Raw genomic sequence first — 13863 nt, 5'->3', positions numbered from 1 at the left:
CTTACCGGAAGATTTACCATAATCTTATTATAGCTTCTGTCATTGGTAACGATGCTTCTGGTGAATTGAGAAGGAGTTGAGCAGGCATGTCAATAGATCGTTTTATACTCCGTAAATTAAACCGTGAAGCCGATGAGCATACTCGTACCAATTTACTACGCTTATTTGTTATTCGTATTCGGAGTGCAGAAAAGCAAGAAGCAGGCAGAAACAAACAGTATATCAGCTAACATGATTTTATATGATGTGTAATACTAATCTTTTATTGTAAAGAGTTCTTTTATGTTAAATAGATAATCATTGAGATTTGATGATGCATATAGTATAAAATGATATTTCACAAAAAAACATCCGTTCTCCTTAAAGGGAGCGGATGTTTTTTATAGTTATCATGGTTGTTTATTTAGCTGTTTGAGCATACTCGGCTTCTAAAACCATTGCTTCTGGTTCTACCCATGATTGAGACCAATCCTGAATACCGCGTATCACAGATTCTAATGCCAATCCTTTTTGAGTTAATTCATATTCAATTCGTACCGGCGTCTCAGGGTATACATGGCGGACAACCATTCCTTCATGCTCTAGATCCTTCAGGCGTTCGGACAAAAGACGACCGCTTACCGGGAGTGATGATTGAATAGAGCAAAAGCGTTGAGGACCACCCATCAGTTGATAAATAATTAAGCCATTCCAACGTTTACTTAAAATCTGCATCCCCTTTTCGAATCGAGGACAAAGCATTGATGTATCCATCTATATCACCTCTTTTAATAAACCTATTATATCACATAATATACATTTGATACAGACTATCACTTCAGTAATTTAATAACTTTAAAGATATTTCTTTTTAAATTACACTAGATTACTTAAAGTTAATTGGGGAACAATTGATTATCAGGCATTTTTGTTGAAAACTATAAAATTGTATGCAAAAAATCGATAACGCCTATAGAACATAATCTGTTCATAAGTATTACCGATTTGATGATAGACAAGTACGTCATTTATGTAAGTAGAGAGTAGCATCAGACAGAAAGGGCCGTACGGAGTCTTCCCGTTGTTAGGCCCATCGTAATGTCTATAAAGAAGTAGGAAAAGCACTTACATTTTAGTATAAAGATAAAGCTAGAGTGTCACTTTCACGATAAGTATGCAAAATCGCTTCAGAACCTACAACTTCAATACTAATAACAGTATCTAGACACGTTTTAATCATTTTTTTACCATTTACAATTTTGTGTTCAATCGTTCTGCGTAATAGTCTTAACAGCTTGGACATTGGTTGTGTATTCTCGGCGTTAAAGTAAACCGGAACCATCTTGTTCTCTAAAAGAATTGTCGTTTTCACTATTAATCACCTCGTTTATTGTTATAAGTAATTTGATTTCAAAAGTTGATATGTGTTAGCCTTTCGACTAACTTGACTTTATTGTAATCACCTTTCCTTAAAGAAAACTTAAAATTACATGATTTTCACCTAAAACCTGAGCATTAATTTTAAAGTGAGACACATAATGTTCATGAAGCTACATTAAAATCTACATACCATATTACTTATAATAATCATATATGGGTAAAAATGGAATATATTTCGTGAAACAATTGACAAAATTAAGCCTATAGTGCTACATTGGAATAGGTACTAAGAACCTTTATTGTATAATTTACTACATCATTGCCCTTTATATAGTTACAAAAGCTCACATGTCAGTATTGAAGGGAGAAGATGGACCTACATGTTAACTTTGAACTCTTCCAAAGAACCTATGATAACGTTGACAGACAAAGAACTGTTCTTTTTAGGCAATGTGCTTGGATTCGATCAGATCATGGGAATGGATAATCCGTTACAAGATAGTACAGTCGAAGAATTGGCTGATATATGGAAGCAAGCAAGTACATCTCTTGTACAAAAAGGATGTTTAACGATAGATAATCAAGATGAAATATCGCTTCACCCGCCAGATGCTTATTTACAAGGGAAATTCGTAGGCACTTACAAGCGTGGCTGTTGTATCCGTTACTTTTATGCTACAGATACGACTAATAAAGTGCGTGAAGGAAATAGCTATTTTACTCATGAGACAGTAGTCGATATTAAGCAAGCTTCTGCTTTGCCGGGAAGTTACACTTTAACAGAACTCGGAAGTCTGAACAAAGCATGTACTTTATTGTTACGACGAATGAAACTAAGTAATAATGCTATTGGAGAAATGCCTGCTTTAACTTTTTCAAAACATTGGTTTGATCAGTATTTTCATCATGGAGAACATATTCATTTAGAGAAGATTACAACAGAATTGACGCAAATGACAGGTGATTCAGAAGGTTCGCGTATTTTTGCCAAAGTGTTGCATAACTATAGTTTGCGTGCTGAAATTCAATTTTCTCAATGGGAAGAAGATAATTGGCAACGTCAAGGAGCCGTATTGTTAGCCGATCAGAATACGAATTGGATCGTTCGAATGAGTAATCAAGATGATGAAGATTGGGTAATTGCTGTTCCTGTAGATAAAAAGCAATTACGACGTATGTTACTTGATTGGGTGCAACAACCTGATCCTTCTTAAATTAAAAATCGACAATATAAAACCGAGCAGAATTGTGCTGTTCGGTTTTATATTGTCGATTTTGCTAAATAAATAAAAAAAAGTGATTCCATCCCTGTCTATATTGGGTAAATTGTTGAAGCACACGGTAGAATGCCTGTGTATACATATTTTATTCAAAAGGGGTGGAGCAAATGATGGAATCTACAATCAATATACATCGCTTTGCAGGAAAAACAGCGTTGGTTACCGGAGCAGGTTCTGGCATTGGTAAAGCGACGGCTCTTAAATTCGTAGCTGAAGGAGCGAATGTGATCTTATGTGATCTATCGCTTGAACGTATACGTGAAACAGAAGCAGAAGCAAATGCGATTCGTCCTGATGCAGCATTGGCTTTTGAGATGGATATTGCAAATGAAGAACAGGTAAAACATGCTATTCAAACAGGAGCCGAGCATTTTACCGGTCTGGATATCGTTTTCGCTAATGCAGGTATTAACGGAGTTCTTGCTCCAATAGATGAAATTAAATTTGAAGATTGGCAACGTACAATCAATACGAATTTGGGTGGTACTTTCCTTACCATCAAGTATGCGCTTCCTTTCTTAAAAGAGCATGGTGGTGGAAGTATTGTGATCACCAGTTCGATTAATGGTAACACGACATTTGCAAGCTTCGGTATGTCAGCATACAGTACTTCCAAAGCAGGGCAAGTTGCTTTTGCCAAAATGGCAGCTCTGGAACTGGCTAAATTTAAAGTACGTGTCAATGTAATCTGTCCGGGAGCGATCTCTACAAATATCGATCAAAGTACAGAAGTAAATGAGCTGGTACGAAATATAGCGATTCCTATCGAATTCCCACATGGTCGTCAACCGTTAGCTGGACAATCCGGTTCAGCAGATAATGTAGCAGATTTGGTCACATTCTTATCTTCTCCAGAAGCGGCTCATATTACAGGAGCACAGATTACGATTGATGGAGCCGAATCTCTATTGTGTTAATCTATTGCTGACTATCTAATTACAAAGATCAAATGATGATATCATATCAAGAAGCTCTGTTATAGGAGCTTCTTTTGTTATATTATCATGTCATTCTATCGATCGCTGTCAGTTAAATAGGTATAATGAAGATGATATATACAAACATTATAACAAAGAGGTGACTATCCTATGTTATCGTGGTTAGCAGAACAGAAAATCAATGAAGCCATACAACAAGGAGAATTTGATGATCTGGAAGGTAAAGGAAAACCGTTAGCACTGGAAGATTTATCTCATGTGCCTGAAGAATTAAGAGTGGCTTATAAAGTTATGAAAAATGCAGGTATTATTCCAGAGGAGTTACAATTGAGACAAGAGATGTTGACGTTAACCGATCTGATTGCAGTTTGTAAACATGCAGGTGAACGACAAGCGTTACATCGCAAATTGGATGAAAAAACGTTACGTTTACAACTAATTACTAGCCAGCGAGGGCTACAAGACAATGCTTCTTATCACCGCTATGAGCATCAAATTCGTAAGCGATTAACTTAATATCATACAGCATACTAGATATCTAAATAAAAATGATCAATCATATATCTACTATTTTAATGCTACTATCTTCATGATAGAACTGACTTGAATAGAAGAGTTTAAATCATTTTGTGCTAACCATCATTTTGATAAAAGTAGAACAAATAGTGCTTATATCGTCAGGCGCTTATAGAAAGGAATTATGTTTTGACTGAATTATTGAATTTGCCTGTAGATGCGTTGATTCCTGATTTGAAAATATATTTAGAGCAACAAGGAGTAGCCGTAGTCACAGCAGAACCCGGAGCAGGGAAAACGACTCGTATTCCTATCGCTTTATTACATGAACCGTGGTTACAAGGAAAGCGGATCATTATGCTAGAACCGCGGCGGGTAGCCGCTATTTCTGCGGCACGTTTTATGGCAGCTTCCTTAGGAGAGCAAGTAGGCGAAACGGTAGGTTATCGGGTGGCACTGGATAGCAAAGTAAGTCAGAATACAGTGATCGAAGTCGTTACTGAAGGGATTTTGACAGCGATGTTGCAGCATGATCCTTCATTAGAACAGATTGGTTTGATTATTTTTGATGAATTTCATGAGCGGAATCTGCATGCTGATCTAGGGCTTGCTCTAACGATAGAGAGCAGGTCTATTTTGCGTGAAGATTTAAGAGTGATAGTGATGTCAGCTACGATGGATCCTAAGCCTGTAGCTCATTTATTGGGAGATGCTCCTATACTGTCTAGTGCAGGTCGAACTTATCCTGTGCATACGTATTATGTACAGGGTGAATCGATTTTTAAAATGTATCAACGTCCTTATTCCGATTGGGCGAAAAAAGTAGCTAATACCATCCAAGAAGCATTACAACAACATGAAGGTGATATCCTAGTATTTTTGCCAGGTATACGTGAGATACGAGCTGTACAGCAAGAATGTAGATCCTCTATCGACTCGATCAATAATTCTATCGAATTGCTGATTCTACATGGTGGTATGACTGCATCGGAGCAAGATCAAGTGATTATTCCTTCTGCAAAAAAGATGCGTAAAGTAGTATTAGCTACTTCACTGGCTGAATCAAGTATTACGATTACAGGGATTCGGATTGTGATTGATAGTGGTCTGACCCGTATTCCTGTCTTTTCCGCTCGTACAGGGATGGAGCATCTAGCTACAGAACGTGTATCACAAGATAGTGCAGATCAGCGTAGAGGTAGAGCAGGGCGCACAGAAGCAGGTATATTTATCGACTGTGGAGTGAAGAAGAACAATCTCATTTAGCAACTACTCGTTCACCAGAGATTGTCCAAAGTGATCTAACATCTATGGCTTTGCATATTGCTGTCTGGGGAACTGATATAAAAGAATTAAGCTGGTTGGATCAGCCACCGCAAGCTGCTTATGAGCAAGCTTGTCAGTTGCTCATTGATTTGGAAGCATTAGACGAGCAGAAAGGCATTACAGCGCATGGACGTGAATTGTCCAAGCTACGTGTACATCCCCGTCTCGCTCATATGATTGTACATGCTATTCCTTTAGGCATGGTTCAACAAGCTTGTGATCTTGCGGCATTGTTGCAAGAACGTGATGTGTTATCTTTTCATGAAGCAGGTACAGATATGGAACATCGGGTACAGGCTCTTCAGGGTGATTCTTCTTATCAAGTAGATCCTAGAGCTATTCAGCGTATCAAAGAATGGAGTCGGCGTTTTGAACAACAGTCACGTCTGATTCAAGGGTATAATACTCCTAGCTCAATTGATCCTGATCTTTCCGCATCCAATACAGGGATGTTGTTATCGTTAGCTTATCCTGATCGTATCGCCAAAAATCGTGGTAATGGTACATTTCTATTACGTATAGGGCGTGGTGCTTCATTTGCTTCTTCTGCATATCGTTCTGACTATCTGACAACAGCTTCTTATATTGTAGCAGCACAATTAGATGATACAGGAACAGATAGTGTGATTCGACTAGCGGCTGAAGTGAGTGAATCACAACTTCGTCGAATACATGCCAATCATATTCAATCTGTACACCAAGTTGATTATGATGAAGAACGTGAATCAATATCTGCACGAATCGATACTTATCTAGGCGCAATCTTATTGCAATCGGTATCTGATCCTAAGCCTTCCGCAGAACAGATTCAATTAGCTATAATACATGCGATTCGTTATAAAGGTCTGGATAGCTTGAACTGGACCAAAGCTGCCATACAATGGAGAGAACGAATCTCTTTTATGCACCAGCTCGATCCTGATTATCCTGCAATGGATGATGGCACTTTATTAGCAGAAATGGATGAATGGTTACTTCCTTATATAGAAGGAATCCGTCGCTTTAACGAATTAAAAAAATTAAATCTAGCGGAATTATTGCTACATCGCTTATCCTGGGAACAACGACAAGCCATAGATAGACTAGCGCCGACACATATCGAAGTGCCTAGCGGATCACGTATTGCTGTGAACTATACTGATCCAAAGCGCCCGTTTATCGCTGTTAGATTACAGGAGCTATTTGGATGTATGACTACACCGATGATTGGTCATCATATTCCTTTGACGATACATTTATTATCTCCAGCAGGACGACCGGTACAGGTTACTAATGATTTGATCAGCTTTTGGCAACATGCTTATTTTGAGATTAAAAAAGACTTAAAAGGTAGATATCCCAAACATTATTGGCCAGATAATCCGTTAACAGCGGAACCTACACATCGTGTGAAACCTCGCCAATCTTAAATGCTAAGTGTCTAACTACAGAAATATTGATTTGTCAATACATTTTTTCTGATTCCGATTGAAGGTATCTAAGGACGGGTAATAACTTCACAGACAACCTTATAATAGTAACTTAAAGAAGGTTCATACTCGGGAGGTAATTACAAATGGATAAGAAAATTGTAGGTGTATTTAATACAGAACAAGAAGCTTCCAATTCGATTGAACAATTAAAAAGTCAGGGCTTTTCTTCCGAAGAAATCTCTGTTATTACTAAAGATCGCGAAGAGTTACGCAATATTACAGAAGAAACAGATACCAAAGCACCTGAAGGCGTAGCAACAGGCGCAACAACTGGTGGAGTGCTTGGAGGAACAGCAGGATTGTTAGCAGGTCTTGGAGCATTAGCGATTCCTGGTATCGGTCCAATTCTAGCAGCAGGTCCAATTGCAGCAACGATTACTGGTGCCGCTGTTGGAGCAGGCGCAGGCGGTCTTTTAGGTGGTTTGATCGGTATGGGTATTCCAGAAGATGAAGCTACAGAGTACCAAGATTATGTAAATAACGGTAAAATTCTTGTGTTAGTAGAAGATGACGATCGTTATGATAATGTATACGGTGTATTCCGTAATAACCGTACATTGAATGAAACACGTTACCGTGCAAAAGAAACGAGTACAACTACTCAAGGGCAACCTGAGACACGTACTACCGAAGATCCTAATGCATCCAAAGTGCACAAAGGTGTCGATAAAGATAGCCTAAATGATGATAGCCAGGGATCAGACAACAAATTAACTTCGTATTCTAATGGCGGTTACGGCGTATAATCGATAATAAATTATCTAAATAGATAGACAGCAGAGAAGCTTATCTTTGGTCAAATTATTGACTGGAGGTAAGCTTTTCGTCATTATTCTACTGGATTCGCTAATGAATTTCCCAAAAAAATGTGCATTAGGTTATAAATGCCCTGTTAGATTATCGTTAGAAGAGGTATACTGACAGTGAAAGGGTATGTATTATGTTCCCTTTACTATATCAATGAGGAGGTTATAATCATGGACGTACAAGATAAACTGACTCAGCCTACATCTGGTTCTGCAAAGGACAAAAAGAGAAATCGTCGTAAATGGATCAACAAATTACGCAACGAACTTCGTCTTCCAGGTGCACCGTCACCATCACCCAAAAATGAATCACAGCGTATGCCAACACCAACAATGTCTAATACAGCAAGCTGGGGTTGTGGGTCACGATTGACTTCATAAGACCGACTTATGAAGAAGTATTGAATATTCCTTCAGGAGTACATTATGACAAAAAAACCTAGATTAAGAGAAATCGAGATTCTGCGTGGTATGGCTTTTGCCGCTGTCGTGCTTCAGCATTCGATTGCTCATTTTTCTGTAGTCCCAGAATTGAAAATGGAGGATGGGGCTCGGCTTACTCTTTTGCTATTAGCGGCCAAATTTGCAGTACCGGCCTTTATTTTCATCACAGGGCTGGTGCTTTTTTATAACTATGAAGGCAAAATCAATTATGTATCGTTTGTACGTAAACGGTTTAAAGATATTATTGTGCCTTATCTGTTATGGTCTGTTATCTATTCGTTTATGGTAGGCATTTATAACCATCCCTTCTGGGAATCGATAACTACAATGATTCGCTTTTGGCTTACTGGCAAATCAAGTTACCATTTATGGTATATTGTGATGATTATTCCGATGTATTTATTGTTTCCACCTTTACGTATAGCTGTCAGAAAAATAGTGAAATGGGTCAATGGTCAACGAAAACGTGCATGGTTACTGATCATCGGATTGATTGCTGGATATGAGCTTATTTTATTCGCAAGACCTTTGATTACGGATACCGCAACATCGTTGCATATTCCGGTAATTAGTGCCTATTTTACAACCTATGCTGATCGTAATGTGATCTACTATTTATTTTATTTTCTATTAGGTGCCTTGGCTGGATTACATATAAATGTGTTCCTGGATATCCTAAAACGGGTTAAATTTCCTGTGATAGTGATATGCGGGTTGTTTGCGGTGTATTATACAGGGCTCGTTTTAGGGCATTTTCCTCCAGAAGCTCCATTTGGTCGACGTTTTATAGCATTAACATTATTACAACCAGCTATGGGATTGTTTTTGATTGCTTTTCTAGCGTTGATCTATATTGTAGCTTTGAGTATTCAATCTAATGGTGGTACGTATCATCGACAATTATGGATCACATTGAGTCGTTACTCATATGGTGGTTATTTAGCTCATGCTTTAATGTTGAGAATCAGTTATATTATTGAAGAATCATTATTAGCAGGAATGAATATTACGATTAGAATGTTATTGGTATGGATTATTACACTTGTTTTATCGGTACTGGTAACCTATGTGATCTCGCATATTCCTTATGGACACTGGTTAACAGGTATGTCGTTACGTAAAAAGCGTGAAGTTAAAATATGATCATAAAAAAAGCAGACATCGGTCTACAATCGATGTCTGCTTTTTTCTGTATATCTACTAAAGGATATACGCCAAGACGTAGATTTTTCAAGGGTTTAGATCACTAAAGTTGAAACTGATAGTTGATCCAGTTTATAGTATAAATATGGAATGAATATTCATTCCGCTCTTATTAAGGTAATAATTAAGACAGGGATTATGTAAAAAATATGATGATGAATTTTAAAAAGTATAGAACATGCATATAACGAATACGGAAGGGGTGAAGTCAATGGAAGCTACATTAAACAAACAAGATTTAATTTTATCAGCGGCTCTTTCTTTATTTGCTGATCGTGGATTTGATGGCACCACAGTGCCTATGATTGCAGAAGCTGCCAAAGTTGGAGCAGGGACGATTTATCGTTATTTTGAAAATAAAGAAGCGCTGGTGAATACATTGTTCAAGCAAGGTACATTGGCATTAACAGAAGCTACAGTAGGTCAATTGTATCAAGAAGGCGACGATGTTCGAACACAGTTCAGGCATTTTTTTTATGGAATGGTTACCTTTGCCAAGCAAGATATTAACGGACTGCACTTTCTGGTTACTCATGCACAGGGATGGTATTTAACTCTAGAAAATAAACAATTATTTGAACAGTTACAAAAAGGATTATATGCCTTTTGTGATTATGGAATCGAACAAAAAATGATTCGTTCTATGTCATCACCTGTATTAATAGCAATTGTATTTGGAGCTTTCAAAGAATTGTATAATGCCGTTCGTCTGGGAGGCGTCGTATTATCCGCAGAATTGATAGAGCAAGTGGAAGAATGTTGTTGGAACGCTATTGAATATAAGAAATAAGGAGGAATCATAATGACCACCTATACTGATATTCCGCAACCGAAAAAAGAAGGCTCACTTGGCAATTTACACTTACTTGATGCAGAGACACCGTTACAGTCTATTATCAAATTATCTTATGAATACGGACCGATTTTTCGTATGCAATTGCCAGGAAGAGAACAGATTTATCTTTCCGGCCATCGGTTAGTAAAAGAAGCTTGTGACGAATCTCGATTTGATAAAAATATATGGACTCCGCTTCAAAATGTGCGCCCATTCACAGGAGATGGATTATTCACAAGCTGGACACATGAACCTAATTGGAAAAAAGCTCATCACATCTTACTTCCTAGCTTCAGCCAACGGGCTATGCAAGGATATCAGAACATGATGGTGGATATCGCCAGTCAATTGGTTCAGAAATGGGCGCGTTTGAATCCTAATGAAAGTGTCAACGTTCCTGAAGATATGACTCGATTGACACTGGATACGATTGGATTATGTGGATTCAATTATCGTTTTAACAGCTTTTACCGCGATCAACCTCATCCTTTCATTGTAAGTATGAGTCGTGCTCTTGAAGAAGCGATGGGTCAATTGCAAAATGTAGACAGCCAAGATAACTTAACGATAGATCGTAAGCAACAGCACAAGGAAGATATTGAACACATGTTTGCTACCGTAGATCAAATGATTGCAGAGCGTCGTGCAGGAATAACAGAAGGTAAAGACGATCTGCTATCTCATATGCTCAATGGTAAAGATCCAGAGACAGGTGAAACCTTAGACGATGAAAATATTCGTTATCAGATGATTACGTTCCTGATTGCCGGGCATGAGACAACAAGTGGACTGTTATCGTTTGCTATTTACTATTTGCTCAAAAATAAAGATAAATTGCAAAAAGCATATGAAGAAGTAGATCGCATACTCGTTGATCCAGTGCCGTCGTATAAGCAAGTGCGACAATTGGATTATGTGCGTATGATTTTGAATGAAGCTTTGCGTCTATGGCCAACAGCACCTGCATTTTCTCTATATGCTAAAGAAGATACGGTATTAGGTGGTCAATATCATTTGAATAAAGGCGATGCAGTCAGTGTATTGATTCCTAAGTTACACCGTGATACAGAAGCATGGGGCGAAGATGTAGAAGAATTCCGTCCTGAACGTTTTGAAGATGATAGTCAAGTACCTCATCATGCTTACAAACCGTTTGGAAATGGACAACGTGCATGTATCGGGCAACAATTTGCTATGCATGAAGCTACTATGGTACTGGGTATGGTATTGAAGCATTTTGAATTAATAGATCATACTGATTACCAGCTCAAAATCAAAGAATCTTTAACACTCAAGCCAGAACATTTCACCATGCAAGTCAAAGTACGTAAAAGTCCGACAGCTGTGGCAGTTATGGAAAAAGCCAATCAAGAACAAGAAAAAGCTCAAAAAATCGAAGCCGATCCTCAATTAGCAGGTCATCATACACCGCTACTGGTCTTATACGGTTCTAATCTAGGTACCGCAGAAGGCATAGCACGTGAATTAGCAGAAACCGGTCATTATCTAGGGTTCCGTAGTGAAGTGGCTACACTGGATAATTACGCAGCCAAACTTCCAACTGAAGGCGCGGTGCTGATCGTCTCTGCTTCGTACAATGGTAATCCACCGGATAATGCGAAGTACTTTGTAGATTGGTTGCAAGGAGCAGAAGCAGGCGAATTACAAGGTGTGAAATATGCAGTGTTTGGCTGTGGAGATCATAACTGGGCAAGTACGTATCAGAAAATCCCGCATTTGATTGATCAACGATTAGCTGAACTAGGAGCAGGGCGTATATATGAAGCAGGTGAAGGCGATGCCAGTGATGATTTTGAAAAGCAATTAGATGATTGGAAAGAGAAGCTATGGCCGCAATTGATGGGTGCTTTTGACTTGAATTATAACGGTGGAGAAAAGAAAGAGCATAGTAATCTATCCGTTAGTTTTGTAAGTGGCATGGTAGGTACACCGCTTGCAGAGACATATGATGCTTTTCATTCGGAAATTCTAGAAAATCGTGAACTACAGTATCATGATAGTGGACGCAGTACACGTCATATAGAAGTGTCTTTGCCTGCTGAAGCAACGTATCATGAAGGCGATCATCTAGGAATATTACCGCAGAATCCAGCCAGTCTGATCAAGCGAGTAACAGAACGTTTTCATTTGAAATTATCAGATCATTTATTGCTAAAAGGCAGTGGACGCAGTGCAGCTCACTTACCGTTAGAACGTCCTGTAAGCTTACCGGACTTGCTAGGACACAGCGTAGAATTACAAGATGCAGCCACACGCGCACAGATTCGAGAAGTTGCTGCTTATACGGTATGTCCTCCACATCGCAAAGAATTAGAAGCTTTATTAGATGAAGAAACCTATAAAACAGAAGTGCTTGCTAAGCGAATTACGATGTTAGATTTGATTGAAAAGTATGAAGCTTGCGAAATTCCATTTGATCGTTTCTTAGAATTGTTACCACCACTCAAACCACGTTACTATTCAATATCTAGTTCGCCCAAAGCGTATCCTGATCGAATTAGTATTACAGTCAGTGTAGTACGCGGGGCAGCACGTAGTGGTCAGGGAGAATACCGTGGTATCGCTTCTAATTACCTTGCCGAGCAATCGATCGGATCATCTGTTGTGATGTTTATTCGTAGACCACAATCAGGATTCCAATTACCGAAAGATCCAGCTACACCTATTATTATGGTAGGACCTGGAACAGGTATCGCTCCTTTCCGCGGATTTTTGCAAGCAAGAGAAGCGTTACAACAAGAAGGTAATACACTCGGTCAAGCTCACTTGTACTTTGGTTGCCGTCATCCCGAACATGACTTTTTGTATCGAGAAGAGTTAGAAAAATATGCAAGTGAAGGCATTGTCACATTGCATACTGCATTTTCTCGTGAAAAAGAAGAAGTGAAAGTATATGTTCAACATCAAATGAAAAAAGATAGTCATTTATTAATCGAACTGATCGATCAAGGTGCTCATTTCTATATCTGTGGGGATGGAACCAAAATGGCTCCTGATGTAGAACAGACATTATGTGAAGCTTATCAAGAAGTGCATAAAGTGAATCAAGAACAATCTGTTCAATGGCTAGACCAATTACTAAGTAAAGGTCAATATGCCAAAGATGTATGGACAGGAATCTAAAATAAGCAAAAATCTAAAAAAATATTATCATCCTTTGTAAATCACACCTTCAATATTCATATCAGCTTGTTCTTGGACAGGTTGGAGTGAATAATTGAAGGTGTTTTTTCATTTTTTATGTGGTGTGTTCAATCAACGATATCTCATGATTAAACATATAGATTTTACGAATATAATTCCATACTATAAGATTATTTAAATACATGAAAAATTCATAATAATTAACTGATAATATATCTGAACAAATAGAAGACATTGATAATAGTTTTATCATTACATAACGAAAAATAGGAAGAAACAGGATAAGAACGATTGAAAATAGACGGAAATAAACAGGAAGAATAGAATAGCAAAACGTGAAATAGTACTCCAATAACTATTATTATAATTATTTCAATATATGAAAAATTCATAATAGAAAAAATCAAAAATCTCGTATCAACCGTGACATCTAAAATCCCAAAATCATTAAAGACACAAATCACAAATATATGACTATCCATTCCGCTTGTATTACAGTTGTTATTGACTTTACTTATG

The 13863-nt window shown here is 38.0% G+C and carries 11 protein-coding genes and 1 pseudogene; 10 read left to right on the top strand and 2 right to left on the bottom strand.

The window, feature by feature from the left end:
• Window positions 1-86 precede the first annotated feature (86 nt).
• Window positions 87-230, top strand: a complete 144-nt coding sequence (locus tag PQ460_RS14320) for a hypothetical protein (protein WP_273615885.1) — start codon at window positions 87-89, stop codon at window positions 228-230.
• 169 nt (window positions 231-399) lie between these two features.
• Here PQ460_RS14320 and PQ460_RS14315 read toward each other — a convergent pair whose 3' ends face one another.
• Together PQ460_RS14315 and PQ460_RS14310 are read right to left on the bottom strand one after the other, a co-directional pair.
• Complete coding sequence (locus PQ460_RS14315; RefSeq protein WP_204824452.1) at window positions 400-753, bottom strand: winged helix-turn-helix transcriptional regulator; 354 nt, start codon at window positions 751-753, stop codon at window positions 400-402.
• Between the two features lie 358 nt (window positions 754-1111).
• Complete coding sequence (locus PQ460_RS14310; RefSeq protein ID WP_204824451.1) at window positions 1112-1351, bottom strand: hypothetical protein; 240 nt, start codon at window positions 1349-1351, stop codon at window positions 1112-1114.
• Between the two features lie 388 nt (window positions 1352-1739).
• Here PQ460_RS14310 and PQ460_RS14305 point away from each other — a divergent pair, with 388 nt between their 5' ends.
• From PQ460_RS14305 to PQ460_RS14265, 9 genes and pseudogenes are all read left to right on the top strand, one after another.
• On the top strand, window positions 1740-2573 hold the full coding sequence (locus tag PQ460_RS14305) for a hypothetical protein (protein WP_274170245.1): 834 nt from the start codon (window positions 1740-1742) through the stop codon (window positions 2571-2573).
• Between the two features lie 176 nt (window positions 2574-2749).
• Window positions 2750-3556: an SDR family oxidoreductase gene (locus tag PQ460_RS14300; RefSeq protein ID WP_273616290.1), complete on the top strand. Its 807-nt coding sequence runs from the start codon at window positions 2750-2752 to the stop codon at window positions 3554-3556.
• A gap of 171 nt (window positions 3557-3727) precedes the next feature.
• On the top strand, window positions 3728-4093 hold the full coding sequence (locus PQ460_RS14295) for a DnaJ family domain-containing protein (RefSeq protein ID WP_274170244.1): 366 nt from the start codon (window positions 3728-3730) through the stop codon (window positions 4091-4093).
• A 189-nt stretch (window positions 4094-4282) separates the two neighbouring features.
• Window positions 4283-6828, top strand: a pseudogene (hrpB, locus tag PQ460_RS23565) (ATP-dependent helicase HrpB).
• Between the two features lie 146 nt (window positions 6829-6974).
• On the top strand, window positions 6975-7637 hold the full coding sequence (locus PQ460_RS14285) for a general stress protein (RefSeq protein WP_274170243.1): 663 nt from the start codon (window positions 6975-6977) through the stop codon (window positions 7635-7637).
• A 231-nt stretch (window positions 7638-7868) separates the two neighbouring features.
• The gene (locus tag PQ460_RS14280; RefSeq protein WP_204824447.1) at window positions 7869-8078 is read left to right on the top strand and encodes a hypothetical protein; all 210 of its coding nucleotides are present in this window, start codon (window positions 7869-7871) and stop codon (window positions 8076-8078) included.
• A gap of 45 nt (window positions 8079-8123) precedes the next feature.
• On the top strand, window positions 8124-9284 hold the full coding sequence (locus PQ460_RS14275) for an acyltransferase (RefSeq protein WP_274170242.1): 1161 nt from the start codon (window positions 8124-8126) through the stop codon (window positions 9282-9284).
• Between the two features lie 271 nt (window positions 9285-9555).
• A complete protein-coding gene (locus PQ460_RS14270) occupies window positions 9556-10134 on the top strand; it encodes a TetR/AcrR family transcriptional regulator (protein ID WP_274170241.1) in 579 nt (192 codons plus the stop codon).
• Window positions 10135-10146: 12 nt separating this feature from the next.
• A complete protein-coding gene (locus PQ460_RS14265; protein ID WP_274170240.1) occupies window positions 10147-13323 on the top strand; it encodes a bifunctional cytochrome P450/NADPH--P450 reductase in 3177 nt (1058 codons plus the stop codon).
• Window positions 13324-13863 lie beyond the last annotated feature (540 nt).

The organism is Paenibacillus sp. KACC 21273 (assembly GCF_028736095.1).
GTDB classification, from domain to species: domain Bacteria; phylum Bacillota; class Bacilli; order Paenibacillales; family Paenibacillaceae; genus Saccharibacillus; species Saccharibacillus kyungheensis.
Note: the sequence above shows the minus strand (reverse complement) of the source record. Positions and strands in the feature narration are given on the sequence as shown.